19 protein-coding genes are annotated in these 26,940 nt (G+C 73.2%); 6 read left to right on the top strand and 13 right to left on the bottom strand.

Annotation, left to right across the window (positions count from 1 at the left end):
- Positions 1–42: 42 nt before the first annotated feature.
- A complete protein-coding gene (locus ACIQUQ_RS15295) occupies positions 43–4,074 on the bottom strand; it encodes a hypothetical protein (protein ID WP_403975609.1) in 4,032 nt (1,343 codons plus the stop codon).
- Positions 4,075–5,263: 1,189 nt separating this feature from the next.
- Positions 5,264–5,920: a response regulator transcription factor gene (locus ACIQUQ_RS15290; RefSeq protein ID WP_403975606.1), complete on the bottom strand. Its 657-nt coding sequence runs from the start codon at positions 5,918–5,920 to the stop codon at positions 5,264–5,266.
- 182 nt (positions 5,921–6,102) lie between these two features.
- Between ACIQUQ_RS15290 and ACIQUQ_RS15285 the strand changes: the two genes are divergently transcribed.
- Positions 6,103–7,407 carry a hypothetical protein gene (locus ACIQUQ_RS15285; protein WP_403975603.1) on the top strand — a complete coding sequence of 435 codons (1,305 nt, stop codon included), beginning with the start codon at positions 6,103–6,105 and terminating at the stop codon, positions 7,405–7,407.
- A gap of 146 nt (positions 7,408–7,553) precedes the next feature.
- Here the strand turns inward: ACIQUQ_RS15285 and ACIQUQ_RS15280 are convergent, their stop codons facing one another.
- Positions 7,554–8,090 (bottom strand): RICIN domain-containing protein, encoded by a 537-nt coding sequence (locus tag ACIQUQ_RS15280; RefSeq protein WP_403975601.1) that lies wholly within the window; start codon positions 8,088–8,090, stop codon positions 7,554–7,556.
- Between the two features lie 303 nt (positions 8,091–8,393).
- Here ACIQUQ_RS15280 and ACIQUQ_RS15275 point away from each other — a divergent pair, with 303 nt between their 5' ends.
- Together ACIQUQ_RS15275 and ACIQUQ_RS15270 are read left to right on the top strand one after the other, a co-directional pair.
- Entirely contained in the window at positions 8,394–10,067 is a 1,674-nt protein-coding gene (locus tag ACIQUQ_RS15275) for an RICIN domain-containing protein (RefSeq protein ID WP_403975599.1), read from the top strand.
- Positions 10,068–10,704: 637 nt separating this feature from the next.
- On the top strand, positions 10,705–11,640 hold the full coding sequence (locus ACIQUQ_RS15270; protein WP_403975596.1) for an NAD-dependent epimerase/dehydratase family protein: 936 nt from the start codon (positions 10,705–10,707) through the stop codon (positions 11,638–11,640).
- Here the strand turns inward: ACIQUQ_RS15270 and ACIQUQ_RS15265 are convergent.
- The 3 genes from ACIQUQ_RS15265 to ACIQUQ_RS15255 all read right to left on the bottom strand — a co-directional run bounded on the left by ACIQUQ_RS15265 (position 11,637) and on the right by ACIQUQ_RS15255 (position 15,669).
- Positions 11,637–12,221 carry an SGNH/GDSL hydrolase family protein gene (locus tag ACIQUQ_RS15265; protein ID WP_403975594.1) on the bottom strand — a complete coding sequence of 195 codons (585 nt, stop codon included), beginning with the start codon at positions 12,219–12,221 and terminating at the stop codon, positions 11,637–11,639. The two genes, ACIQUQ_RS15270 and ACIQUQ_RS15265, sit on opposite strands and share 4 nt — an antisense overlap.
- A 588-nt stretch (positions 12,222–12,809) precedes the next feature.
- A complete protein-coding gene (locus ACIQUQ_RS15260; protein ID WP_403975593.1) occupies positions 12,810–15,218 on the bottom strand; it encodes a LuxR C-terminal-related transcriptional regulator in 2,409 nt (802 codons plus the stop codon).
- Complete coding sequence (locus tag ACIQUQ_RS15255; RefSeq protein ID WP_403975592.1) at positions 15,187–15,669, bottom strand: ATP-binding protein; 483 nt, start codon at positions 15,667–15,669, stop codon at positions 15,187–15,189. Before ACIQUQ_RS15255 ends, ACIQUQ_RS15260 begins: the two co-directional genes overlap by 32 nt.
- 129 nt (positions 15,670–15,798) lie before the next feature.
- On the opposite strand from ACIQUQ_RS15255, the gene ACIQUQ_RS15250 reads away from it, so the two are divergent.
- The 3 genes from ACIQUQ_RS15250 (at position 15,799) to ACIQUQ_RS15240 (ending at position 17,618) form a co-directional block, all read left to right on the top strand.
- Positions 15,799–16,629, top strand: a complete 831-nt coding sequence (locus ACIQUQ_RS15250; RefSeq protein WP_403658749.1) for a Scr1 family TA system antitoxin-like transcriptional regulator — start codon at positions 15,799–15,801, stop codon at positions 16,627–16,629.
- Positions 16,626–16,811, top strand: a complete 186-nt coding sequence (locus tag ACIQUQ_RS15245) for a DUF397 domain-containing protein (protein ID WP_403975590.1) — start codon at positions 16,626–16,628, stop codon at positions 16,809–16,811. The genes ACIQUQ_RS15250 and ACIQUQ_RS15245 overlap by 4 nt, the downstream gene beginning before the upstream one ends.
- 126 nt (positions 16,812–16,937) lie before the next feature.
- Entirely contained in the window at positions 16,938–17,618 is a 681-nt protein-coding gene (locus ACIQUQ_RS15240; RefSeq protein ID WP_403975587.1) for a hypothetical protein, read from the top strand.
- Positions 17,619–17,769: 151 nt separating this feature from the next.
- Here the strand turns inward: ACIQUQ_RS15240 and ACIQUQ_RS15235 are convergent, their stop codons facing one another.
- The 7 genes from ACIQUQ_RS15235 to ACIQUQ_RS15205 form a co-directional block, all read right to left on the bottom strand.
- Positions 17,770–18,177 (bottom strand): hypothetical protein, encoded by a 408-nt coding sequence (locus tag ACIQUQ_RS15235; RefSeq protein WP_403975585.1) that lies wholly within the window; start codon positions 18,175–18,177, stop codon positions 17,770–17,772.
- A 136-nt stretch (positions 18,178–18,313) separates the two neighbouring features.
- Positions 18,314–19,888, bottom strand: coding sequence for an APC family permease (locus ACIQUQ_RS15230; protein ID WP_403975582.1), 1,575 nt, complete (start codon positions 19,886–19,888; stop codon positions 18,314–18,316).
- Positions 19,889–20,167: 279 nt separating this feature from the next.
- The gene (locus ACIQUQ_RS15225) at positions 20,168–21,637 is read right to left on the bottom strand and encodes an aldehyde dehydrogenase family protein (RefSeq protein WP_403975580.1); all 1,470 of its coding nucleotides are present in this window, start codon (positions 21,635–21,637) and stop codon (positions 20,168–20,170) included.
- The gene (locus tag ACIQUQ_RS15220; RefSeq protein WP_403975677.1) at positions 21,634–23,439 is read right to left on the bottom strand and encodes an amidohydrolase family protein; all 1,806 of its coding nucleotides are present in this window, start codon (positions 23,437–23,439) and stop codon (positions 21,634–21,636) included. The genes ACIQUQ_RS15225 and ACIQUQ_RS15220 overlap by 4 nt, the downstream gene beginning before the upstream one ends.
- A 389-nt stretch (positions 23,440–23,828) precedes the next feature.
- Positions 23,829–24,953, bottom strand: coding sequence for an LLM class flavin-dependent oxidoreductase (locus tag ACIQUQ_RS15215; RefSeq protein ID WP_403975579.1), 1,125 nt, complete (start codon positions 24,951–24,953; stop codon positions 23,829–23,831).
- A gap of 104 nt (positions 24,954–25,057) precedes the next feature.
- Complete coding sequence (locus tag ACIQUQ_RS15210) at positions 25,058–25,846, bottom strand: SDR family NAD(P)-dependent oxidoreductase (RefSeq protein WP_403975577.1); 789 nt, start codon at positions 25,844–25,846, stop codon at positions 25,058–25,060.
- 57 nt (positions 25,847–25,903) lie between these two features.
- Positions 25,904–26,851 (bottom strand): TIGR03619 family F420-dependent LLM class oxidoreductase, encoded by a 948-nt coding sequence (locus tag ACIQUQ_RS15205; RefSeq protein WP_403975575.1) that lies wholly within the window; start codon positions 26,849–26,851, stop codon positions 25,904–25,906.
- Between the last annotated feature and the right edge of the window lie 89 nt (positions 26,852–26,940).

Genomic DNA, 26,940 nt, shown 5'->3' with positions numbered 1-26,940 from the left:
CAATTCACTTCACTTCACCCGCGCCTGCCACGGAACCGCCTCTCACCTGCGCCACTGGAAGTCGGACGGCTGGAGCACGCCCGGCACCACCAGGTACGGGGCCGTCAGCTCCCGGAAGAGAGGGGTCCGTACGCCGGCCTGCGCGACCCTCAGCTCCCGCTCCCCCAGCGTGTCCTGGACGAGGATCAGCATCGGCGCCGAGAAGGTGCCGTCCGCCCGCACGACCACCGGCGCGGACGCCACCGTCACGCCCCGGCTCCAGCGCAGCCGGAGCGTGGCCCCGGGCGGGAACTGGGTGCCCGAGGCCTGGGTCACCGAACCGGGCGGCCCGAGCGGCGGGATCAGGGTCAGCGTGGGCTCCTTCACGGTCAGCGGCGCCCGCGCGGTGTTGTTGGCGGGCCGGGAGTCCGTACCGGTCGTGCTGACCGTGGCGGTGATCGCGCCGGTCAGCCCGCTGTTCGCGCCCAGCACCAGCCGTACGTCCGTACGGTCCACGGACCGCAGGTCCGGGAGCGGGCAGCCGGCCGGGGTCAGGCACTGCGGCTTCGACACCGATACGACGCCCACCCCGCGCGGCACCGCGACCACCAGCCGCAGCCCGGTCGCCCTGGCCACACCCTCGTTGCGCACCACGATCCGCGCGCTGATCCGGCCGCCGGTGTAGGCGGTGCGGGGCGTGGCGTCCACGGTGACCGACGGGTCGGCGCGGAGCCGCGGCGGCGTGGGGTTGTCCGGCGGTGTGCTGTCCCGCTTGAGCACGGTGATGGGCGCGGCGGCGGTGTTGTTGCCCGGGTTGGAGTCCGCGCCGGGGGTGGTGACCGTGCCGACGGCCTCGCCGACGAGCGGGGCGTCGGAGGTGGCCTTCCGCGTGACGGTCACCGAGGCGCCGGGGGCGAGGTCGCCGAGGGCGCAGCCGGTGTCCGGGCAGGCCGGGGTCGCGGAGACCACGCGCATGCCGGGCGGCAGGAGGGTGGTCAGCGTGACGGCCCTGGCCGGGGCGTCGCCGAGGTTGCGCACCGTGTAGACGACGTCGGAGAGGAAGCCGGTGCGGATCACCGCCGGGGTGGCGGTGACGGTGACGGCCGGGTCGGGCAGCCGAGGGTCGACGACCGTGAGGTCCACCGACGCCCGGTCGTTCTCCGGGTTGTTGTCGGGGGTGCTCGCGGAAACGGTGCCCTCGATGGCGCCGGAGAAGGCGTTCTCCGCGGTGTAGACGAGGGTCAGCTTTTGTTCCGCGCCGGGCTCGACCGTACCCAGGGCACAGCCGGCGGGCGGGCATTCGGTGCCGCTGACGAGGGTCAGGCCGGGCGGTACGACCAGCTTGAGGAGGACGTCCCGGGCCGCGGCCGTGCCGCCGTTGCGGACCGTGAACTCGACCGTCGAGCGCTCGCGGATGTTGATGACGGGCGGGGTGGCGGTCGCGGTCACGGCGAGGTCGGGGACGACCACGTTGATGACGGCCTCGGCGCTGTTGTCGCCCGGCAGGTGGTCCGGCAGGGCGGAGGACGCGGTGACGGTGGCCCTCTGCTCGCCGGTGGCGACGCCCTTGACCCGGAGGGTGGCGCGGCCCTTCTGGCCGCTCGGCACCGGGTCGAACACGCAGGTCAGGTCGGCCGCGCAGGTGCCGGGGGCGAGCCCGGTCCCGGTGGAGGGCTCGGGCGGCCCGACCGCCTCAAGGCCGGGCGGCAGCGTGAACTGCGCCCGGACGCGGGGCGCGTGGGCGATGCCGAGGTTCCACACGACGAGCGTGAGCGTGCCGGTCTGGCCGAGGAGGAGCGGGCTGTCGGAGGTGGTGAGGTAGGTGCGCAGGTCGGCGCTGGGCTTCCAGGTGGGGGTGGCCTGCTCGCTGTTCCACCGGGCCCGCAGTTCCGTGCCGTCGCTGCCGTCGGCGTCGAAGACCGCGATGCGGAAGTCGTCGGTGCCCTCCTCGCCGTCGACGCGGAAGTCGATGGCGAAGCGGCTGCCGTCCGGTGTCCAGGCGGGGTTGTCGGGCCACTCGAAGTCCGGGGTGCCCTCGCCGTCGCCACCGGGCACGGTCGTCGGGCAGCCGATGCCGGCGGGGACGAGCGAGCGGCACTCGGTGGGGTCGTCGTCCCGGAGGTCGAGCACGATGCTGGGGCCGTCGTAGCCGCCGGGGACCACGGCCACGGAGGGCGGGGCGGCCGCGGCGGGTGGGGCGGGTGCGACGGGTGCCGCCGCAGTGGCGGATGTGGCGGGTGCCGCCGCAGTGGCGGATGTGGCGGGTGCGGCCGCCCCGCCCTCCGTGGCGGGCCGGGAGGTCAGGCCGGGCCCGGACAGCACCTGGTGGCGGGTGAAGGCGATCTCGTGGGTGCCGGGCCGGAAGGCGGGCCGCAGGTCGATCACCCCGCACCACTGGGAATCGCACTGGTTGCGGGTGAGGTCGGCGGTGGCGCCGCCGTCCCGGGCCTCGGCCTTCCAGATGTGGCGCTCCTCGTACGGGTTCACGGCGCGGGCGAGCCGGTCCGAGCCGCCGTCGGAGGTGATGGGCGACCAGCAGTCGCTGGCCCGGGAGAAGGCGAGGGTCCTGCCGTCGGAGGACCAGGTGGGGTCCCGGTCGTCGCTGTAGCAGTTGAGTTCGGACTCGCGGCGCTCCGCGACGAGGTAGAGCAGCCTGCCGTCCTCGATGCCGCGGGAGACGTCGACGACCGCGATGCGGGCGTCGCCGACGATGCGCCGGACGCGGTCGGACTCGGGATCCTCCTCGTAGGTGACCAGCCAGCGGCTGAAGGCCACCCGGGTGCCGTCCGGCGACCAGGCGGGGCGGGACTGGTGCTCCTCGCCGTCGAGTTCGCGGTCGTACTTGAGCGGGACGGCCTCGGACAGCCGCCCGGTGTCGCCGACGAGGACGCGCTCGACCTCGTACTCGTAGGAGTTCTCGGTGCTGCGGACGAAGGCCATGCGGGTGCCGTCGGGCGCGTACGCGGCGTCGGAGAGGTCGGTCTCCGTGGTCTTGCCGGCACGCAGTTCGGTGCGGTCGTACGGGGCGGCGGCACGGGATTCGTCGAGGGCGAAGTACTCGGGGTCGGTGCCGCCGATCAGTACGACGGGCTCGCCCCCGGCGGGGGTGTACCAGCCGACCGTCTCGGTGTCGAAGTCCCGTACGCCGTCGGGGAAGAGCGGGGTGCCGGCGCCGCAGGTGGTGCAGGGGTCGCGGTCGGCGTCGACGAGGTAGGGCTCGCCGGTGAGGAAGGCCAGCTGCCTCCCGTCGGGCGACCAGGCGGCGCCCTTGCGCTGCCAGCGCCCCTGGTCGCCGACGGCCAGCACCCTGGACGGCCGGCTGCCGCCGTCGGTGGCGAAGACGGTGGCCAGGGCCTGGTCGTAGCGGTCACCGAGTTCGGTGACGTACGCGACGCGGTTGCGGCCGGCGGCGTCGGAGGGCTCCCAGACGGGCTTGTACGCCTTCTCGTCGCCGTACGAGACCTTGGTCTCCGTGCCGCCGGCGACGGGGACGCGGTAGGCCTTCTCGTCCCGCGTGAAGACGAACTGGCTGCCGTCCGGGGACCAGTCGGCCCAGTCTGCGTTCTTGACTGCCTCGCGCAGGCCCTGGCCGTCGGTGCCGACGACCCAGACGCCGACGGTGCTGCCGGTGAGGGGGAAGCGGCGGGTGTCGTCGCAGTCGTAGTTGTCGACGAAGCCGTCCTGCCAGGACACGAAGGCGATCTTCGTACGGTCCGGGGAGAGCACCGGGTCGGCGATCCGCCACCCCTTGCGCTGCAGGACCAGGCGCGGGGGCCCGTCGCCGGTGCGCCGGAACAGGCCCTCGTCCTCTCCGTTGCGCATGCTCACGAAGACCGTGTCGTCACCGCGGGCCGTGGCCTGGCAGTCGTTGCGCCCGGCCTGCCCGACGGGGAGGAGACGACGCGGGGGCTGCCCGCGCACGATGGTGCCGAGGCTCCGGTGGGTGCCGTAGTCGGTGTACGCGAGGCGTCCGGGGTCCGCCGGGTCCTCGGGAGCGGCGACGCCGGGGGCGGTGGCCGGGGCCTGGGCGGGCTTCCCACCAGAAGCCGCCGCCACGACCGGGGTGCCGGCCGGCGTCACGGCCAGCAGGGTCATGGCGACCAGCAGGACGAAGCCACGGCGGCGGGTCAGGGGCGGGCGCGGGGGGCGTGGGGGGCGCGGGAAACGTAGGAGGCGTGGTGGGCCTGGGATGCGTACGGGGTGGCCTGCACCGGCACCGCCGCGCGAGCGGAAGGCACCGCGGCCACCAGGGGTCCGCGGCTCCGGCTCGGGACGGGGGGTCCGCGGCTCCGGCTCAGGACGCGGCGTACGCGGCTCCGGCTCAGGACGGGGGGTCCGCGGCTCCGGCTCGGGGCGGGGAGTGCGCGGCTCCGGCTCAGGACGGGGCGTCCGCGGCTCCGGCTCAGGGCGGGGAGTGCGCGGCTCCGGCTCGGGACGGGGCGTACGCGGCTCCGGCTCAGGACGGGGCGTACGCGGCTCCGGCTCAGGACGGGGCGTACGCGGCTCCGGCTCAGGACGAGGGGTCCGCGGCTCCGGCTCAGGACGGGGCGTACGCGGCTCCGGCTCAGGGCGGGGAGTGCGGGTGTCGCGCAAGGCGCGGGCCACGGATGCGAGGGCGGCTCGGACGCGGCCGTGCCGCGCGGAGCGGTCGGCCCCGGGGCCTCCGGCCCCGGACACACCGGCGGCCCCGGACACACCGGCCTGCGTCTCGGGGTCGCCCGGCGCAGCCGTCCCGGAGGCGCCGGCATCGCCGGCGGCGGGCGTGCCGGTCGGCAGGGCCCGTACTGCTCGTCGTCCACCTCGTCGCACGCGCGTCCCCCATCCTCACGAAAACCCTGGCGCGGGGTCCGGCCCGCCTGCAGCCGGAGACGGGCAGCGGTTCGGGTAGCGGCGGCTGCCCGAAGAGGCAGGGGTGGGGGCGGGCGGGGCCGCCGGGACCGCGGCCCGAAGCCGCACGAGCCGGAAGCCTGGGCGCCCGGAAGGGCCGGGGCCCGGAAGGGCCGGGGCCCGGAAGGGCCGGGGCCCGGAAGGGCCGGGGCCCGGAAGGGCCGGGGCCCGGAAGGGCCGGGGCCCGGAGGCCGCCGGGCAGCCGGGACGGCCGGCCCGCGGGTGTGCCCGGGGGCGCGGGTGCGGCCGGGGGCGCGGGTGACCGGGCCGCGGGTGGCCGGGCCTCGGGTGACCGCATCCGCAGGTGACCGGGCCGCCGGTGGCCAGGCCCCGGGTGACCACATCCCCGGGTGGCCGGGCCGCCCTGCCTGCCCGGGCCTGCGCCCGGCCCCGCCCCCTAGATGAAGCCCTGCCGCATCGCGTACGCCACCGCGTGCGAGCGGTTGCGCAGCTGGAGGCGGGTGGTGACGTCGTGCAGGATGTTCTTGACCGTCCGCTCGGAGAACGCCAGCGCCCGTGCGATCTCCGCCGTGTCGCTGCCCTCGGCGACCAGCCGCAGCACGTCGACCTCGCGCGGCGCGAGCCCGGTGAAGGCCAGCCCGCGCGGGTCCAGCACCTGCCTCTGCAGCCGTCCCACCTGGTCCAGCAGCCGCCCCAGCAGGTCCGCCGGCACGCTGCCCTCCCCGCGCGCCGCGGCCGTGATGACCTGCACGAGCCGGTCGGCGGAAGCCTCGGCCCTCCGTACGACGCCCACGACCCCGCACTCGACGGCCGCCACCAGCCCCGCGTCGTCGATCTCCGTGGCCACCAGCACGATCCGGCCCTGCCCGGCCCGCTGGAAGCGGCGCAGCGTCTGGGTCTCGGCGTCGCCGACCCGGTCGGCGGAGACCACTGCCACGCAGGGCTGGTCCTCGGACACCTCCTCGTCCTCGCCCAGCAGGCGCAGCTCCGGGCAGTTCCTCAGCTGCCCGGCCAGGCCCGCCTGGGAGATCGGGTCCTGCGCCGTCAGCCGCACCGGGATGCGCTCCGCGCCGCTCACACCGTGGTACCGCATGTACGTGCCCCCCTTGCTCAGCGCCCCCGCGCCCACGCGAGAGCCCCACCTCTCCGTGCGTCCAGTGAACACCCGGGCAATCAGCAGGCACTCCACGCGGACTCAACGGGCAACGCAGCGTGCCCTCGGGTGTGTCCCTACGGGTCCGGCGGGGGGTTCGGCGCGCTCCCTACCGTCCTTTCATGACCACTTCCGCTCATCTGGACGCCTCTCCGACTTCGGTGCTGCCAGGAGAAGAGGCCCGGATCCCGCTGGAAATCCGCAACAGCGGGAACGTCGTCGAGGCGTACGGCTTCGAGGTGCTCGGGCCCGCCGCGCGGTGGTCGGTGGTCGAGCCCGCCTCGATATCGCTGTACCCGGACACCGCGGGCCAGGTGGAGCTGGTGGTCCGGCCGCCCCGCGACACGACCGTCCCACCAGGGGAACTCACGTACGGCGTACGCGTGCTCCCCCAGGAACAGCCCCAGCACCAGACGGTGCCGGAGGGCGTCCTGCACATCCGCCCGTATGCCGACTTCGGCGCGGAGCTGTCGCCGCGCATGGGCACCGGGCGGGGCGGCGCCACCTTCCAGGCTGCGATCGACAACCGGGGCAACTACCCGGTGTCCGTTGCCCTTTCGGGCAAGGACGCAGGGGAACTCCTGAAGTTCAAGCTGCCCACTGGGGCCACGGTGGTGGACCCGGGCCGGGCGGCCTTCGTCAAGGTCCCCGTGAAACCGAAGCGGCTCCTGTGGCGCGGGACCCCGGTCACGCACGTCTTCCAGGTGCACGCGGTCCCCGCGGCGGGCCCTGAGGGCGCGCCCGAGGTGCCGCCGGTGGCACTGGACGGCACGCTGCTCCAGCGGCCGGTGATCTCGCCGGGGCTGCTGCGGGCGCTTCTCCTCCTGTTCCTCGTGCTCGCCCTGCTGGCCGGGCTGTGGTTCGGGCTGCTGCGGCCGGTGGTCAGGTCGGCGGCCAAGGAGGCGGTGAAGGAGCCGGTCAAGGCGGCGCAGTCGCATGCAGCGGAGGCGAAGAAGGAGGCCGAGAAGGCCAAGGAGAACGGGAGCGGTGGCGGCGGGGGCGGCAAGCCCGGCCCGAACGCCTCGCCGTCGCCCTCGGTCTCCGTCAAGCCGGGCGAGGGCCCGGGACCCCAGCCGCAGGCCAACCTCTTCGCGTCCCGGCTCACCGCGTCGGCCCCGGCGGGCGGCACGGACTCGGCCACCTACAAGGTCCCGGACGACAAGGTGCTCCGCCTGACCGACCTGGTCCTGGAGAACCCCCAGGGCGACACCGGCACGGTCACCATCTCGGTGGGCGGCAAGCCGCTGCTGGCCCCGGCCCTGGAGAACTTCCGCGAACAGGACTTCCACTGGGCCTCGGCCATCCTGGCGGGCCCGAAGCAGGAGATCACGGTCACGATCACGTGCCGGACGGTGGGCCGGCCGCCGTCGGGGCCGGTGCCCACGCGGTGCAGCACGGCGGCGCTGTTCAGCGGGACGTTGGAGTAGGGACGGGACACGGGACGACGTGCGGGGTGGCCGCGGCGCGTGCGCGCTGCGGCCACCCCGTTCCCCCGTGCCCCGTTCCCCCGTTCCCCCGTTCCCCCGTGGTCCCTCGTGCTTCTCCGTGTCCCTTTGTGCGGGCGCGCGGGCGGCTACCAGGTCCAGTAGTGGTCGCGCCAGGTTCCGCAGGGCCACTGGATGACCTTCTCGCCCTGCGTCGTGCTCGCGCCCGGGATGGCCAGGCACTGGCCGCTGTTGTAGTTCACGAGCCGGGTGCCGCCCGAGGTGTACTGGACGCCCCAGTAGTGGTCGTTCCAGGTGCCGCAGGGCCACTGGATCACCTGGGTGCCGGCTGTCTTGCTGCCGCCGGGGACGGCGAGGCACTGGTGGCTGTTGAGGTTCTCCAGGCGGTAGTACGCGATGCCGCCGCTGGTGAACCCGTACTGGAAGGACCAGTAGTGGTCGTTCCAGTTGCCACAGCCCCACTGGATGAGGCCCTTGCCGGCTTCGGTGCTGCCTCCGGGTACGGCCAGGCACTGGCCGCTGTTGCCGTTCTTGATGTGCACGTACGTCGCGGCGGTCCCGGTCTCGCCCTGCTCCTGTGCGGCGGCCGTCTGTGCCGTGCCCAGGGTGAGGAGCAGTGCCGCCGAGCATGCGAGGGCTGCGGCAGCGCGCTTGAGTAACGTCACCGTGTTGCCTTTCGTGGTGGTTGTTGCGAGTGGTGGTGCGGCTGGCCCGGCACACGCTTCCGGGGCATCGGATTGGCCGCCGCCGGGGTTGTCCGGGTCCGCAGGTCCGCGGCGTGCGGCGGGTGGACAACCTGGCGTCCAGGGGCGGGCGCGCGTCGCATCCCCACCCCTTTCCCGCCAACGAGCCCGGGCCGGGTGGACGGTGGGGGCGCCGCGGTGTTGCTTGGTCCACCGGGGCGGGCGGCCACGGGTTGTCCGCGGACATCGTGGTCGGCGGTGGCCGGCGGTGGAGGGGCAGCGGAAGTGGCCAGGCCAGGGCGCCCGCAGGGCGCGATGAAGGGTGCGACGACGGAGGCCAACGAGCTGGCCGGGCTGCTCGTGGAGCTCACCGGGGAGCTGACCGTCCGCGAGATGGCCCGCCGCTACGGCGGCGGCAAGACCATGTGGAGCGAGTACCGCTGCGGGGCACGGATCATCCCGCTGGGCCGGCTCAACGGCGTGGTGCGGGACCGGGTACGGGACGCCCGCGGCCTGGCGGCCACGCTGGCCCGCGCGCGGCGGCTGCACGAGGCGGCGCTGCTGGCGGACGTGGCGGAGGGGCCCGCGCCCGACGTGGCGGAGGCGCTGCGGCGCGCCGAGGAGGACCTGGGCGCGTCGGCCCGGCTGGTGCGGAGTCTGGTGTCGATCATCGCGATGCTGCTGCCGGGGGTGGGGGATGGGGGTGAGGGTGAGGAAGATGAAGGTTCTGGTGGGGTGGGTGCCGTGGGTTCACGGACCGACCTCGTTCCGTACGGCCTTCTCGACCGCGCCGTCGACCGGCTCGGTGTCGCCTGGGCCGTCGGTCACGCCGCCCGCCAGGTGACCGAGGGCCTCCTCGCCCAGCAGCGCGCAGCCCTGCCGGCCTCGGGAACCGGCCCGGCCGAGAGCGAGCTGGCCTTGGCCCTGGCCCGTACGGACGGCGCGCTGGAGCACCTGGAGTGGGAGGTGGCCCAGCTCCTGGAGGAGGCGACGGCCCTGCGCGGGGGAGGCCGGTTACCGTGGACGGATTCGGCTGACGGCGTCGTGCTCGAGCGCACGGACCGGCCCGGGACAGGCGTGCCCGCACCGTACGGGCCCCCGCCCCGGGATCCCGTACGGCGGCTCGGCGCCGCCGCGACGGCGTTCGTCGCGGCCGCCGTGCTCGGCGTCGCCGCCCTCGCGACCACGGCCGTCGTCGTCCTGGCCGGGCGGGGCCCTGCCGGAACGGCGGGGGCCGGTGCCGGTGCCGGTGCCGGTGCCACGGTGCAGCCGGTGGCGGGACCGCCCTCCGCCCCGGGGCTCTTCGTCCCGCCGGGGGCGGCGACCGGTACGAGCCCTGCGCCCGCCGTGCCCACGCTGCCGGTGGGCACGCTGCCGGTGGGCACGGCGCCGAGCGCCACGGCGCGGGTCACCTTGCCCGCGCCGCCTCCCCCGCGGCCGGCCACCTCTGCGCCGCCCACCCTTCCCTCCTCTTCTCCGACGCCTTCGGCGTCTCCCACGCCCACGGCCACCCACCCGCCGTCCGGGCTGCTCCGGCTGAACAACGCCGGCAGCGGCCTCTGCCTGGCCGTTCCCGCGGGCAGTTCCACACCGTCGGACGCGCTCGTACAGGCGGGCTGCGTCGAGAACCCCGAACGGTCCTGGTACGTCATCCAGGAGGCCACCGGACCGGCCGGGCCGGTCTACTCGGTCCGCAACCGGTTCAGCGGCCTGTGCCTCTCGGTCGACGCGGCCCGCACGACGAACGACGCCCTGGTCACCCAGTACCTGTGCGGCGACCGGCAGGGCCTGTTCCCCGACCAGTTCTGGGCGCTCCGCTACAACGGCTCGCTGCGGGCATGGCAGTTGCTCAACCTGAACAGCGGCAAGTGCGTGGCCGCCCGCGCGGGCGCCCAGCCCGGCGAACAGGTCACCCAGCAGGACTGCCGCGAAGACCCGTGGTTGTTGTGGAGGGTGTGAGGGGCGGGGCGGAGGCATCCCGTGCAGGCACGCGGCACCTTGTTGGGCCGGATGCATCCGCAGTGGGCCGGTGTTGTGGATGGGTCCTGGAGCCACCCGCCACTTGAGGGTGTTTCCGGGGCGGGGCGGCCCGTCAAGGGCGCTCCGCTGCGCTCCGCGTCGCCTGCGGCGATTCCACTTCGTTCCACCCTTGACCGCCCACCCCGCCCCGGGCGTACGACGAGTGGCGGGAGGCTCCAGGAGGGACGGTCAGGGGGCAAAGCCCAGGGCCGGCCAGTAGCGATGGGGGTCCGGCCGGTGGCTCCGCCACCCGGCGGCCGGACGGAAACCCGGAGTCGGCCCCGGTGCCCGGAGCCGGGGGTGGGCGGGCCCCCGCCCCAAGGGGCGGACGCGTCAGCGTCCGTAGGCCCCCCGCCCGTCTCAGCGACTTCCGGGCCGCCCGTGCCCCTTCATAAGCCGCCACAAATCGCTACGCGCTCCTGCCTCACGGCGACCGACGGCCGTCTGGGGCCGGACATAGGCCGCCAACGGCCACTGCGTGCTTCTCACGTCTCGGCGGGCGGCGGGGCACGTCGGTGGTGCGAACAGCTCGGCACGATGGGCGGCCCGCGGGGAGGTGTCGCGCTAGTGTTCGTATGTGAGTCTTCATGTGGTTGTGGGGTTCGGGCCCGCTGGGGCTGCCACCGCTCGGCTGTTGGCCGGGCAGGGACACGAGGTTCGCGTCATCACGAGGGCGGGCGGGGCCGGGCGGTCGCCGGAGGCGGGGATCGAGCACGTCGCGCTGGACGCGTCGGACGGTGAGCGGCTGGCCGGGGCCGCACAGGGGGCTGTGGCGTTGTACGGGTGTGCCTCGCCGGCCTATCACCAGTGGGCGGATGCATGGCCGGCGCTCGCCGGCGCGCTGTGCGCGGCGGCCGAGGCCAGCGGGGCCGTGCTGGTCATGCTGGGCAATCTTTACGGGTACGGGCCGGTGTCCGGGCCGATGACCGAGGACCTGCCGCTGGCGGCGACCGGCCCGAAGGGGCGGGTGCGCGCCGCGGCTTGGGAGCAGGCTCGGGCGTTGCACGAGCAGGGGCGCATCCGGGCGGTGGAGGTGCGGGCTTCGGACTTCTTCGGCCCTGGCGTGGTCGAAGGCGGTCACCTGGCGGGACGGGTCGTGCCGCGGGTGATGCGCGGGAAGTCCGTTTCCTCTCTTGGCGATCCGGACGCCCCGCACAGCTGGACTTACCTGCCGGACGTGGCCGGAGCGCTGGTCGAGTTGGCGGGCGAGGAGCGGGCGTGGGGGCGGGCGTGGCACGTACCGACGGTGCCCGCCCGGTCCACCCGCCAGATGGTCGAACTGCTGGCCGGGGAGGCCGGCAGCGGTCCGGTGCAGGTTCGCGCCCTCCCGCCCGCGGTCCTGACACTGGCGGGCCTCTTCTCGCCCCTCCTGCGTGAACTGAAGGAGATCCGCTACCAGTTCGACGAGCCGTTCGTGGTCGATTGCGCGGCTTACGAGTCCGAGTTTGCCCTCCGACCCACGCCCCTCGACGCGCAGGTCAAAGCGACCGTGGACTGGTGGCGGGGCCGCTAGAGGCCTTCCAGCTCACCAAGCCCCAGCGTCCGGAACAGGTGGTTGGCCATTTCCAGATGGCCCTTGGCGTTGGGGTGGGCGGGGTCGTCGAGCCACGGGATCGGGTCCATGTCACCGAAGTGGTTGCGCCAGTGGGTCTCGTGGTCGACGAGCAGGGCGCCGGTGTCCGCGGCGATGTCGCGTACTGCCTGGCAGTAGGCCGGCAGGGCCGACCGGCGCTCCCGCCCGGACGCGGCCACGAGCACGGGGGTCTGGAGGACCACCTGGGTGTGGTGGCCCGCCATCTCGATGATCTTCTGCATCGCGTCGTGGAAGGCGGGCAGTCCGGCCTCGCCGGCCAGGCAGTCGTTGGTGCCGAGTGACACGGACAGCACGTCGGGCGCGAAGCGGCCGATGAGGTGGTCATGGGCCCCGAGCACGTCCGTTGCCGTCCAGGCGGAGACCCCGGTGTTGACGACGATGTCGGTGAGCCGGCCCGACTGCCACCGCACCCGCTCCTGAAGGTGCTCGACCCATCCCCGGGCCCCGTGGGTGTGCAACACGCCCTGCGTGATGCTGTCCCCCGCGGCCACCCACGTCATGGGCCCGTCCGCCAGCCGAATCATGCCTCTCCCCCGCCCGAGTCTCGGATCACCGCTCGTCTGCGGCCTCACCATCATGATCCCTTGTTCGGCCCACGGACGGCTGCCGGCCGGTCGTAGGCGTCCAACCACGACGAGCGGGCCGTCGCATGACGGGAGAAGCGCGTAGCGATCGTTGGCGGCTTATGAAGGGGCGCAGGCGGCCCGGAGGCCGCTGAGACGGCTGGGGGGCCTGCGGACGGTGGTGCGTCCGCCCCGTGGGGCGGGGCTGCACCCCGACACTGGGACGCGCACCCGGTACCGGAATGCATGAGGAGTGGCCAGGGCGTTTTTTCTGGGGTTGTCCGCCGAGGTCTTTGCCTTCCGGGCCGGGGTGGCCTGTCAAGGGTGGAACGAAGTGGAATCGCCGCAGGCGACGCGGAGCGCAGCGGAGCGCCCTTGACAGGGTGCCCCGGCCCGGAAACCCTCGGTCGGCGGACGGCCCCAGATACGTCCAGATCCCTGAGACCGGCCAGGGGGGTGCCGCCCCTCCGGTCACGTGCCCCACGCCGGCTCCGCCCGACACCCCCGCCCGACATCCCCCGCCCCCTACGCCCCCGGGTTCCCCAGTACCGCTGCCAGGTCCCCCCGGCTGGTGACGCCCAGCTTCGCGTAGGCACTGGTCAGGTGGTTGTCCACCGTGCGGGGGGACAGGCCCAGGCGGGTGGCGATGGTGCGGGAGGTGAGGCCGGTGGCCGCCAGGCCGGCCACCTCCAGTTCGCGCCGGGTCAGCGCGGGTGCCGCCAGCCCCGCCAGCAGCGGCGTGCGCGCGCCCTCGCAGCGCGCCGCCAGCATGTGCGCCCGGGCCGCCGCCCCCGGTGCGCCGGCCCGCAGCGCACCCGCGGCGGCCTCGGCCGCGAACAGCAGGTACCCCAGCCGTTCGAACTCCAGGGACACCGCCCACAGGCCTGCCCCCGACCGCTCGGCCGCCGCCGCCACGTGCCCGGCGCACACCGCAGCCAGGGCCCCCTCGTGTTCCAGCGCGGCCACCCGCGCCGCCACCTTGCGCGCGCCGCCCAGCCGCGCCACGTCGTGCAGCGCCAGGAGCTCGAAGCCCACCAGGCCGGCGGCTCCGGCTCGCGAGGCATACGAGGAGGCCAGCTCGACCGCCTCCGACACCCGCCCGCCCGCAACGGCCACCCACGGCCGCGCCAGCTCCGCCCACTGGTCGCCCCCGGCCGCCAAGTACCGCTCGGCCATCTCCGCGTCCCCGACCAGCGCGGCGGCATGGGCGGCGGCCCCGGGGTGCGAGCCCCGCAGGCGCGCCAGCGCCGCCCGTACCTGCCCCCGCCACAGCAGCACCGCCCCGTACAGCGCGTCCCCGCGCCGCCCCAGGGCCTCGGCGTACGCGTCGGCGGCCCGCCACGCCCCGGCAAGGTCCCCGGCCCAGAACTCGGCGGCGTACGCGGCCAGCCGCAGCGGCAGCACCTCGGTCGGATCCCCGCCCACCACCTCCCCGGCCCGCACCAGCACGGACCGCGCCATCAGGGGCCGCCCGGTGTACGCACGCGCCACGGCGATCCCGGTCAGCAGCGCGGCACCCTCTCCTCCGGCACCACCAGCCCCAGAACCTCCGGCACCACCAGCCCCAGCACCACCACCCCCCGCAGCACCACTCCCCACACCCCGACCCGCACCACCACCCCCACCCCCCGCGGAAGCCAGCTCCAACGCCCCCCGGTAGTCCTCGGCCGCCCCCCGCAACGCGACCCGGCGCCCGACCGCCTCCGCGCCCAGCACGCCCTCCGCCTCGCCCAGCACCCGCTCGGCATCGTCGAACCGCCGCAGCCCCCAGCTCAGCCCGTACGCCCGCAGCACCGCGTGCCGGGCCCGCTCCGCCCGCTCCATCGGCAACGCCTCGCACTCCCCGAGCACCGCCTCCGCCTCGGCGTACCGCTCGGTCCAGATCAGCGCCGCCGCCAGCAGCAGCGCCGCCCCCACACCGGCCCCGGCCTCCCACGCCGCCGAGGCCAGCCGCACCGTCCCGCCGGGATCCCGCCCGGCCCACGCCTCCCGCGCCCCGGCCAGCAGCCCGGCCCCGCCCAGGGCCCGTACGAGCGCCCGCCGGTGCCGCCCTTCCCGCGTCCGCGGACAACTCCCGCGCAACACCTCCGCGTACAGCGGGTGCGCCAGCCGCACCCAGGGCCCGGCCACCACGATCAGCCCCCGCGCCTCCGCCTCCTCAAGCAGCGATACGTCGACCAGCTCGCCCAGCGCGGACAACGCCACCGGCTCCCCGAGCGCGACCAGTTCCAGCGCCTCCCGCGCCCCGCCGACCCGGGCCGTCACGTGCGCGACAACCCGGTCCGGCAGCTCCTCGCCGGTCAGGGCCAGCTCCCTCAGGAAGAGAGGATGGCCGCGCGAGCGCTCGTACAGCCGCCGGGCCGCCCGCCGCTCCAGCGGCCCGAGCAGCGCCTCGGTCTCCTCCCGCGTGAAGGGCCCGACCTCCACCCGCTCCAGCAGCCGGTCCTCCCACAGCCGCCGCAGCCCGTCGGGCACGGCCCCGGCGGCCAGCAGCCGTAACTCCCCGGCCCGCACCATCCGCCGCACGAGCGCGGCGGACAGCGGATCCATCAGCTGTACGTCGTCCACGCACAGCACGGGCACCTCACCGGCGCCGGCACCGTCACCAGCGCCCGCGCCGGCACGCTCGCCCTCGTCGAGCAGCACCTCGCGGGCCCACCGCAAGAGGTTGAGCGCACCCCGCTCGGGGACGAGCACCGGCAGCAGCGGACTGAGCGCCCCGAACGGCACCTCCCGCGCCTCCTCGGAGGTCTCCGCGACGAAAACCGGCCGCCCCTCCCGCTCCAGCGCCCGCCGGGCCTCGGCCAGCAGCCAGGACTTCCCGGTCCCGGGCAGCCCCGCCACGACCACCCCGCCGACGCCGTCCGCCCCGAGGGCACGCGCCACCCGCGCAAGCTCCGCCTCACGGCCGAAGAAGGGCCAGGGGATCGCCATGAGGGGATGGTAGGGCGGGCGGGGAGAGGGACGCGCCCAACTCCGCCCAGACTGTCTTGCCGATGACCCTGTCGGTGACGCCCCAGGCATCCGCATAGGCGTCAACCAGCCGCATTCCGTACCCGGACACCCCGTCCCCGACGCGGATTTCCGGCCGCCGGTCGCCGCGGGCGTCGGCCACCTCGATACGGAGCACCGCGCCGCCACCCGTGAGGGTGAGCCGCACCTCGAAGTCCCGGCCGGCCACCCGCCCGTGGGTGATGGCGTTGGCGGCCAGCTCGGCCAGCACCTGTTCCGCGGCGACGGACCGGGACGTGCGGTGCGGGATGCCCCAGTCGTGGAGCTGGAGCAGCGCCAGCCGCCGGGCCAGTCGGGCGCCGCGGCGGGTGGAACTGAAACGCTGAGTGAACACGCGTACGGGGGCGGTGGGGTGCCGCTCTGGCTCTGACATGAGTCCAACTCCAGCGTTGGCCAGGGAATTTCACCAGCACACGGACTCGTACAAGGGGACTTGTACGAGTCCGTGCGCTGGACAGCGTGGTTCACGTAACGTGACGATTGCCCGTCGGGGAGGTAGACCATGGCTAACGGTGATGGTGAGTACGACGTGGAGCCCGATCCCGCACTCAGGACCTTCGGGGAGGTCGTCAAGATCTTCCGCAAGCGGGCCGGCTACACCCAGGAGCAGTTCGCCCCGCTGGTCGACTACTCGGTCCAGTCGGTGGGCTCGTTCGAGCAAGGCCGCCGCTTTCCGCAGCAGAAGTTCATCGACAACGCGGAGGAGGCCTTGGATGCCTTCGGGGCGATCCGGGCGGCCGCGAAGCACCTGATGAAACAGAAGGGGCTGGCGTCCTGGTTCCGGCCGTGGGCGCAGCTGGAGGAGACGGCCGTCAGCTTGTACACGTACGAGTGCCGCGTCGTCCCGGGCCTGTTGCAGACCGAGGCTTACGCGCGGGCGGTCATCATGAACGTGCCGCCGCCTCCGACGGACGAGGAGATCGAGGACCGCGTGTCGGCGCGGCTGCAACGACAACGCCTTCTCACGCGAAGGCCGCTGACCGCCTTCAGCTTCATCATCGAGCAGTCGGTGATCGAGCGGGAAACGGGCGGGCCGGACGTGACGCGAGGGCTGATCGACCACCTGCTGGAGGTCTGCCCGCTCACCAACGTCGAGATTCAGATCATGCCGCTCAAGCAGCCCGAACACGCCGGTACCGACGGCCCCGTGCAGCTACTCGAAACAGAAGACAACACATGGCTCGCATACAGCGAAGGCCAGAAGACAGGCCAGGTGACGACGGACGTGAAAGCCGTCAGCGTCCTCCATCAGCGCTATGCCAAACTGCGCTCACAGGCTCTCAGCTACGCGGACTCCGTGAGCCTGTTGAAGCGATTGCGAGGAGCGCTATGAGCAACGCCGAGCTGACCTGGTTCAAGAGCAGTTACAGCGGCAGCGAGGGCGACAGCTGCGTCGAAGTGGCCCTCACCCAGAACGACTCCACCACCATCCACGTCCGCGACTCCAAGGACACCACCCTCCCCTCCTTCCAGGTCACGTCCACCGCCTGGGCGGCCTTCGTCGCGCACATCTAGCCATAACTCCCCCTGTCTTGAACGGTCGTTGACCCGGCCCGGACCCCTGAACCAGCGTGGGGCCCGCGGCCGGGATCCGGCCACGCACGACAGCGTGCACGCACGACGAGCACATGGGGGCAGAACGTGTCACGGGAACGACTGGAAAAGCTGGCGGCGGACGGCATGGAGCGGTTGTTCCGCAAGGTGCCGAAGGCCCGCGAGTTCCACGCGGGCGAGTGGATCGACCGCGACTACTACCGCCGCCACTTAGTGGAGACGGTCCTCCGCATCCGCCTGAACAACGAGGTGGACGCCTACGGCCTCTACAAGATCGGCTACAAGGACAACCGGCTCGCCTCGATCCTCGCCCAGTACCTGGCCGAGGAGAACAACCACGAGGGGATGTTCCTCCGCGACCTCAAGCACTTCGGCCTTTCCAAGGACGAGGTCGACGCGATGCGGGTGTACCCCTCCACGGAGTACCTGATGGGGTACATGTACTTCTCGATCAACCAGGAGGGGCCGATCCCCACCATGGTCTGGAACTGGCTGGTCGAGTGGTACTCCGACCGCTACAACCAGATCATCACCACCCACGCCGCGACCACCTACGGCCTGGAGATGGTCAAGGGCTCGCAGGCCCACCTCGACTACGACGACGAGCACGACCACGACGACCTGATGTGGTCGGCCGTCGACCGCGCGGTCAGGGGCTGGGCCGACGGCGACTTCGCCGCCGCCGAGCGGCACCTCGTGAACTTCATCGACCTGATCGGTCTCTACTTCACCGAGCTGTACGAGGACACGGTCGGCCAGTCCGCCTGAGCCCCGGTCCACGGCGCCCGGCCCGCCCCAGTCCGCCCTCCGGGCGGGCCGGCCCGCCCGGCCGAGGCGGCCGGGCCGGAACCAGGTCCGCCCGGCCGCGTGCGGAGGTCGACGGCACCCGGGGGCGCGGGTGTCGCTCCGGTGCAGGGCTTCAGCTGAGGGAGTCGACGCCCTCGGCCGCCCAGCCGCGGACCGCGTCGACCGGCGGGGCGAAGGCCGGGCCGGTGCCGGTCAGGGTGGTACCGAGGGCCTCGTCGGCGGCCACGGTGGCGAACTGGGCCTCGTCCAGCGTCTTCTTCGGGTCCTCCACCAGGCCGATGGCCGCGTCGGTGACCTGGCCGGCGGGCAGGTCGGGGACGTGCTTCAGCTGGCCCTCGGTGAGGGCGGCCACGTCCGGCACGCCGGCGGCCGGGAGCTCCGTGATGTCGTCGATGCCGGCGACGGGGACGTCCGGCAGGTCGGGGAGGGGAGCCGCCTGCGCCGCGGTGGCGGCGAGGCCGAGGGCCGCCCCGGCGAGGGAGAGGGCAGCAACAGCACGCTTGATGGGGGTGTTGTTCATGACCGGGACAACGAAGCGGCCCCCGGGACGGTCACAGAACTCGTGGAAGACCGGACGCCCGATACCGCGATCGGCGGTACCGGGCGTCCGGCGTTGACACAGCTGGGGAAGGCGGACGGGGCCTCGGGCGCGGACCTCAGTCCTCGACCACCAGCGCCGGCGTCTCCTTGGTGAGCACCTGGCCCCGGAAGAAGGCCGGGCTGCGGCGCTCGGTCACGAACATGATCACCAGACCGAGGGCCAGCAGGCCGACGCCGATGACGAAGACGCTGCCGACGCCGAGGACCGTGGAGCCGGAGCCGTAGGCGGGGTCCCACATGTCGATGAGGGTCTTCGTGAAGACCGCGGCCAGGAGCACGCCGCCCAGGACCGGGAAGACGCCCTTGAAGAACAGGTCGCGGGACGAGCGGCGCAGCTCCTTGCGGAAGTACCAGGCGCAGGCGAAGGCCGTCAGCGAGTAGTAGAAGCAGATCATCAGGCCGAGCGCGAAGATCGTGTCGGTCAGGACGTTCTCGCTGACCAGGGTCATCACCGTGTAGAAGAGGCCGGTGGCGACGCCCGCCATGACGGTGGCGCGGCCCGGGGTCTTGAACTTCGGGTGGACCTTGGCGTACGAGGGCGGCAGCGCCTCGTACGTGGACATCGCCAGCACCGTCCGCGCCACCGGGATGAAGGTGGTCTGGAGGGAGGCGGCGGCGGAGGCCAGGACGGCGACGAAGAGCAGCACCCCGAGCATCGGGCCCATGACGGGGCCGGCGAGGGCGGCGAAGACGTTGTCGGAGGTCTCCGGGTTGGCGAGGCCGAGGCCCTTGTCACCGGAGCCGACGGCCATCTGGGCGGCGATGCCGGTGGCCAGGTAGGAGCCGACCAGGACGACCATCGCGATCAGGGAGGCGCGGCCGGGGGTCTTGGCGGAGCCGGTGGTCTCCTCGTTGGTGGCCAGGCAGGCGTCCCAGCCCCAGTACATGAAGATCGAGAGCGAGAGGCCGGCGGTGAAGGCCGCCATGGACTCGACCGCGAAGGGGTTCATCCACTGCCAGGAGAAGTCCAGGCCGGTGTCGAAGGTGCCGGCGGAGGCCTTCTGGAAGGCCATCGCGACGAAGATCGCGAGGACCGCGAGCTGGAGGCCGACCAGGGCGTACTGGACGCCCTTGGTGGCGGTCATGCCGCGGTAGCTGATGGCGGTGGCGAGCGCGATGAGCGTCAGGCAGGTCGCGATGTGGACGAACTTGTTGTCGTCGAGGGCCGCGACCGACGGGTTGTTCGTGATCTCGCCGGCCAGCAGCCAGAAGTAGGAGGTCGCGACGCCGGCCAGGTTGGAGAGCACGATGATCGTGGCGATCACCAGGCCCCAGCCGCACATCCAGCCGATCCGGGGGCCGAAGGCCTTCACGGTCCAGGTGAAGGAGGTGCCGCAGTCCGGCATGGCCTTGTTGAGCTCGCGGTAGGCGAAGGCCACCAGGAGCATCGGGAGGAAGCCCGCGAGGAAGACGGCGGGCATCTGGAGGCCGACCTCGCCGGCGGTGGAGCCGAGCGTGGAGGTCAGGCAGTACACGGGGGCGACGGTGGAGATGCCGATGACGGCACTGCCGAGCAGGCCGACGGAGCCCTTGCCGAGTCCCTTGCTGCGGACGTCGTGGGCCTGGCTCCCACCGTCGGCCGCGCCGCTTACCGTGTCTCCGACCAGGGGTCGGGCGTCCAGCTGTGTCATGAGTAAGGACGTTAGACGCTGCGGTTTCCTTATCCGGAGGCTTTAAGTCCGGTTCCCTGCACGCCGAAGTGCCTTGGATTCTTGAGGTCAGGCCTGTTCACGTAGACGTAATTCAAGGTTCACAAACCCGCCGAGGCACCCTTTCGCCGGGACCGGACAGGGGGTTCCGGTATGCGGAAACCGCACCCCCGTCCGTTTTGTCCGCTTCAAAACTTTCCAGTGGCGATTTTCACGCCCTGGTTCGTCCCACTATGTGGGCCCTGCGGTCACCCTGTGCCGTCACGTCGTCCAGACGATCGACTGCATCTCGCTGTAGGCGTGCAGCGCGTACGAGCCCACGTCCCGCCCCACCCCGCTCTGCTTGAACCCGCCGAACGGCGCCTCCATGTTCCGGCCGATGGTGTTCACGCCCACCCCGCCCGCCCGCATCTGCCGCGCGACCCGGAACGCCCGCGACACGTCGCCGCCCCACACGTAGCTGAGCAGCCCGTAGTCGCTGTCGTTGGCGAGGGCCACCGCCTCCTCCTCCGTGTCGAAGGGGACGACCACCACCACGGGGCCGAAGATCTCCTCCCGGACCACCCGCATCTCGTTCGTGCAGTCCGCCAGCAGCGTCGGGGCGACGTAGAACCCGCGCCCGTCCCCCACCACCGGCCGCTCGCCGCCCGCCACGACCCGGGCTCCCTCCTTGCGGCCCAGCTCCACGTACGACTCCACGCGGTCGCGGTGCGCCGCGGAGATCACCGGGCCGACCACGGTGCCCTGCTCCGCCGGGTGGCCCACCTTCATGAAGGCCAGGTAGCCGGTCAGCTTCTCCACCAGCCGGTCGTGGATGCCGCGCTGCGCCAGCACCCGCGTCGGGGCCGTGCAGATCTGGCCGCTGTAGAAGGAGAACGTCGTGCCGATGCCCATCACGGCCGCGTCCAGGTCGGCGTCGTCGAAGACCACCGCCGCGCCCTTGCCGCCCAGCTCCATCAGCTGCCGCTTCATCCCGCGCCCGCAGACCTCCGCGATCGCCCGGCCCACGGCCGTCGACCCGGTGAACGACACCATGTCCACGTCCGGGGAGTCGACCGCGGCCTCGCCCACGCCCACCGACTGCCCGCCCACCACGTTCACCACGCCCGCCGGGACCCCGGCCTCGTGCAGCGCCTCGGCCATCCGGAACACCGACAGCGGGTCCTGCGGCGCCGGCTTCACGACCACCGTGTTGCCCATGGCCAGCGCGGGCGCGATCTTGCCCGACGGGTTGGCCCACGGGTTGTTGTACGAGGTGATGCAGGTGACCACACCGACCGGCTGGCGCACCTCCAGCGCCCCCAGCACGCTCGCCTTCCCCATCGGGCCGGCCTCGGTGACCTGCGGCGGGAGCCCCCGCTCCACCGGCTCCAGGGCACCCTTCGCGTACCTCCGGAAGCGCGCCACGCCCACCCCGACCTGCATCCCGCGGGCGATCCCCGGGGTGGCGCCGGTCTCGGCCTGCGCGAGCTGCGCCCAGGGCTCGTACTCGCGCTGGATGATGTCCGCCGCCCGGTCCAGGATCGCGGCGCGCTCCTCCGGCCGGGTCCGCGACCAGGGCCCGAACGCCTCGCGGGCGGCCGCGGCCGCCTCGTGCACCTGCTCCTTCGAGGCCTCCGGAGCCAGGCCGACCACCGACTCGTCGGCCGGGTTCACCACCTCGTAGTGCCCGCCCGCCGGCTCCACCCACTCGCCGCCGACGTACAGCCGCTGCCTGGTCTCCCGCGTCATCGGGTGCTCACCGTCCTCGTGTCGCGGCCCGAGCGGAGCACCGTGCCCGGCACCGCCCCGGTGACCTGGTCGTCGCGGATGGTCTCCACGCCGTTGACCCGTACGGAGACCACGCCGATCGCCCGCGAGTCCAGCCGGGGGCTGTCGCCGGGCAGGTCGTGCACCAGCGTCGCCGGGCCCGCCTCGATCCGCTCGGGGTCGAAGAGGACGAGGTCCGCGTGCCAGCCCTCCTGGATCCGGCCGCGCTCGCGCAGGCCGAAGAGCTGCGCGGGGTCGTCGGTGAGCATCCTGACCGCCTGCTCCAGCGGCACGAGCTTCCGTCCGCGCAGGCAGTCGCCGAGGAACCGGGTCGTGTACGGCGCCCCGCACATCCGGTCCAGGTGGGCGCCCGCGTCGGAGCCGCCCAGCAGGACGTCCTCGTGCTGCCAGGTCTCGGCCCGCAGCGCCCAGGTGGCGGGGTCGTTGTCCGTGGGCATCGGCCACAGGACGGTTCTGAGGTCGTCGTTGGCGCAGATCTCGACCAGGCACTGGAAGGCGTCCTGGCCGCGCTCCGCGGCGATGTCCTTCACGACCCGGCCGCTGAGGCCCTCGTTCTCCTCGCTGTACGTGTCGCCGATGACGTACCGGCCGAAGTCGGCCAGCCGCCGGAAGACTCCGGCCTCCTTGCTGTCGGCGCGGCGCAGCAGCTCGGCGCGTACGGCGGGGTCGCGGAGCCGCTCGATGCGCTCGGGCACCGGCAGGCCGAGGACCTCGCCCCAGCCGGGGATGAGGTTGAGTGCGCAGAAGGTGCCGAGGGACATGTTCATCGGCGTGAGGATCGGCATGGTGAGGGCGACGATCCGGCCGCCGGCCTTGCGGGCGCGCTCGCTGGGCACCAGCTGGCGCGGGACGCGCTCGGGGACCGACGCGTCGATGGTCAGGACGTTCCAGTTGAGCGGCCGCCCGGCCGCTGCGCTCATCTCGACGAAGAGGTCGATCTCCTCGTCGGCGAACTGGTCGAGGCAGCCGGCGACGATGGCCTCCAGCTGGGTGCCCTCGTGCTCGGCGACGGCCCGCGAGAGGGCGAGCAGCTCGTCGGGCTTCGCGTGGCGGGAGGCGACGGGCTGCCCGTCGCCGTCGGAGTGGGTGGAGCTCTGGGTGGTGGACAGGCCCCAGGCGCCGGCGTCCATGGCCTCGTGGAAGAGGCGGAGCATCGCGTCCAGCTGCTCGGGGGTGGGCTGCCCGCCGACCGCGTCCTCGCCCATCACGTGCCGGCGCAGGGCGCAGTGCCCGACCATGAAGCCGGCGTTGACGGCTATCCGCCCCTCCAGGGCGTCGAGGTACTCGCCGAAGGTGTGCCAGCTCCAGTCGACGCCCTCTTCGAGGGCCTTGAGGGCCATGCCCTCGACCTTGCTCATCATGCGGCGGGTGTAGTCGGCGTCCTCGGGGCGGTCCGGGTGGAGCGGGGCGAGGGTGAAGCCGCAGTTGCCGCCGGCGACCGTGGTGACGCCGTGGTTCATGGAGGGGGTGGCGTAGGGGTCCCAGAAGAGCTGGGCGTCGTAGTGGGTGTGCGGGTCGACGAAGCCGGGGCAGAGGACGAGGCCGGTGGCGTCCTCGGTGGTCCGGGCCGCTTCGGTGACGGTGCCGGGCTCCGCGATCACCGCGATGCGGCCGTCCCTGATGCCGACGTCCGCCGCGCGGGCCGGGGCGCCGGTGCCGTCCACGACGGTGGCGCCGGTGATGAGGTGGTCGAGCATGACGTCCCTTCTCCTACGTGTACCGGTCCCCTGCGGGGTGCCTGTCGGTACCGGTCCCGTGCCCAGGGCTGGTTGCCCGGGCTTGTGCCGGGTGCGCGGGTCCGGGCGCCCGCGTGCCCCGGCCGGGGGGCGCCGGGCCGGCCGCGGCCACGGGTGCCTCCCGGCCGGGGCCGGTGCGGGGCGGCGGTCCGGGAAGACGCCGCCCCCGTTCTCGGGGGGGGGGGGAAGTTGCCCCGGCCCACCCTTCTCCCGTTCACCGGGGGAACCCCCGGACCCCCCTGTGCCCTCAAGCGCCGGACGGGCCGAGGTTCCCGGGGCTGCGCCGCCGGCGATTCAGCCCCTCCGGCGTTTGAGGAGCGGGGGTGTGGGGGCGGAGCCCCCGCAAGGGGTCCGGGGGGCGCGGCACCCGCGGGCGCGGCGCCGGCCGGGGAGCCGTACCGGACCGCCGCACACCGTCAGGCGGACGCTTCGCGGAAGCGCGTCGTCCGGTGGACCGGGTCGGTGTCGATCTTCGGGATCACGTGCTCGCCGATCAGCTTGATCGTCGTCATCGTGTCCTCGTACGAGACACCCGTCGGCAGGCCGAAGGACAGCTGGTCCGCCCCCGCCTGCTCCCACCGCTTGCACTGGGCCAGGACCTCCGACGGGTCGCCGCAGATCAGCAGCTCCTCGGCGATCAGGAGCTCGATGATCTCGGCGTTGTACTCCGGCAGGGTCTCGGGCCACTCCGGGATCGCCTCGGGCCGCGGGAAGGTGTCGTGGTAGCGGAAGACCAGCGACTGGAAGCGGTTCATGTTCGCGTTGACCGCGATCTCGACCGCCTTCTCGTGGGTCTCGGCGCAGATCGCGGTCGAGGTGACCATGACGTTGTCGTTCACGAAGGCGCCTATCGCCTTCGCCTCCTGGATCGCCGTCTTGTACTGCTCCAGCACCCACTCCATGTCGGAGACCTTCTGGACGCTGAAGCCCAGCACGCCCAGGCCCTTCTTCGCGGCCATCGCGTACGAGGAGGGGGAGCCGGCGGCGTACCACATGGCCGGGTGGGCCTTGCCGTACGGCTTGGGGAAGACCTTCCGCGGGGGCAGCGACCAGTGCTTGCCCTGGAACCCCTCGTATTCCTCCTGGAGGAACATCTTGGGGAACTCCGCGATGGTCTCCTCCCAGATCTCCTTGGTGTGGTTCATGTCCTCGATGCCCGGCAGGAAGCCGAGGATCTCGTGGCTGCCCGCGCCGCGGCCGGTGCCGAACTCGAAGCGGCCCTTGGAGAGGTGGTCGAGCATGGCGACCTTCTCGGCCACCTTGACCGGGTGGTTCACCTGCGCGAGGGGGTTGAAGATGCCGGAGCCGAGGTGGATCCGCTCGGTGGCGTGCGCCAGGTAGCCGAGGAAGACCTCGTTGGCCGAGAGGTGCGAGTACTCCTCCAGGAAGTGGTGCTCGGAGGCCCAGGCGTACTTGAAGCCGGACTTGTCGGCCTGGATGACGTACTCGGTCTCCTCGATCAGCGCCTTGTGCTCTGCCTCGGGGTCGACCTTGGAGCGCGCCTCAGGCACGTATCCCTGCACGAAGAGACCGAATTCCAAGGGGGTTCACCGTCCTTCTTTTTCTGACGCATCGTCAGATCGATGCGTTCGACTGTTCCACCGGGGGGACGCGGCGTCAATACCTGACACTGCGTCAGGTGCGGCTAGAGGATGCTGACGCCCGCCATCCACCCACCGTCGATGACGAACGGCTGGCCGGTGATATACGAGGAGTCCTCGCTGGTCAGGAAGAGGGCCAGCTTGGCCACCTCCTCCGGCAGGCCGACCCGCCCGAGCGGCACCACCCGCTTGTAGAGGTCCGCCATCGCGTCGCGCGCCTCGTCCGTGAGGTTCTCCGGGTCCAGCAGTCCCGGGTTCGCCATCGGGGTGTCCACGGCCCCCGGGCACATCGCGTTGACCCGGATGCCCTTGGCGGCCAGCTCCAGCGCGGCCACCCGGGTCAGGCCCACGATGGCGGCCTTGGTCGCGGCGTACGAGCCCACGAAGGCCATGCCCGTCAGGCCCGTGTACGAAGAGGTGTTGACGATGGTGCCGCCGCCGGCCGCCTCGATCTCGGGGGCCACGTGCTTGATGCCGAGGAACGCGCCCACCTGGTTGACCTGCACCAGCTGCTGGAACTCCGCCAGCGGGGTGGCGGTCAGCTCGTTGAAGCGCAGGATCCCGGCGTTGTTGACCAGGCCGTCGACCCGGCCGCCGAAGGCCTCCTTGGCCGCGGCCACGGCCGCCGCCCAGTCCTCCTCGCGGCTGACGTCCATGTGCACGTAGCGGGCGTTCTCGGTGCCCAGCTCCTTGGCGACGGCCTCGCCCTGGGCGTCCAGCACGTCACCGAGCAGCACCTTCGCGCCCTCGGCGGCGAACAGCCTGGCCTCCTGCTCGCCCTGGCCGCGCGCGGCGCCCGTGATGATGACGACCCGTCCGTCCAGCTTGCCCATCAGGTGCTCCTTCGTCGGTGGTCGTGCGGTCGGTCGTTCCGTGGCCGTCCGGCCGCTTCAGTCGTTGAGGTGCGGCGCGACCTCGGCGCCGAAGGCCGTGATCTGGTCCACGAGTTCGGCGCGGTCGCGGCACCGGAAGCGCACCTGGACCTGGTCGACGCCCAGGTCGGCGTACTCGCGCAGGGCCGCCGCGAGGGCCTCCGGCTTGCCGGTGCGGGTGCGGCGGCCGGTGTCCCAGCCGGGCTCGCCGACGTACAGCGGCTCGGTGATCGCGCCGATCTCGATCGGGTCGGTGATCCCGGCCGCCTCGCGCAGTTCCCTGATACGGGCGATCTGGCCCGGCAGCCGGTCGCGCGGGTCGCCCTGCGGCAGCCAGCCGTCGCCGCGCACGGCCGCCCGGCGCACTGCTGCGGGCGAGGACCCGCCCACCCACACCGGCACCCGGGACTGGACCGGCCGCGGCAGCTGCCCGAGGTCCCGGAAGCGGAAGAGCGCGCCCTCGAACTCGGGGAACTCCTCCTCCCCCAGGGCCGCCCGCAGCGCGTCGACGGTCTCGTCGAGCACCGGCCCGCGCCGGGCGAAGTCCACGCCCAGCACCTCGAACTCCTCCTGCACGTGCCCCGCGCCCACGCCCAGGATCAGCCGCCCCCCGGACAGCTGGTCGAGGGTCGCGTACTGCTTGGCGCTGATCAGGGGGTGCCGCAGGCCGACGATCGCGACGTGGCTGAGCAGCCGGACCCGCTCGGTCACGGCGGCCAGGAAGGACAGCGTGGCCACCGGGTCGTACCAGACCGTGCTCATCGCCTGCGCGAGCCGCCGCGGGATGGCGACGTGGTCGCAGGAGGCGAGGTAGCCGAAGCCGGCCCGGTCGGCGGCCCGGGCTATCTCCGCCAGGTCGGCGGCGGTCGCCGTGGCCTCCCAGGGCTCGGCGTAGATGGAGCTCTGCGACTGGATCGGGAGCTGCATCCCGTACACCAGCCGTCCTTCAGGAAACACGCGTCCCATGGGCCGCCCGCCTTCACCATCGGGTCATCTGACGATTCGTCATATGGATGCGGGGCCCATGCTGGTAGCTGACGCCCCGTCAGGCAAGG

Origin of the sequence: Streptomyces sp. NPDC101118 (assembly GCF_044759445.1) — a bacterium.
GTDB lineage: Bacteria > Actinomycetota > Actinomycetes > Streptomycetales > Streptomycetaceae > Streptomyces.
This window is presented reverse-complemented; position numbering and strand designations above follow the sequence as displayed.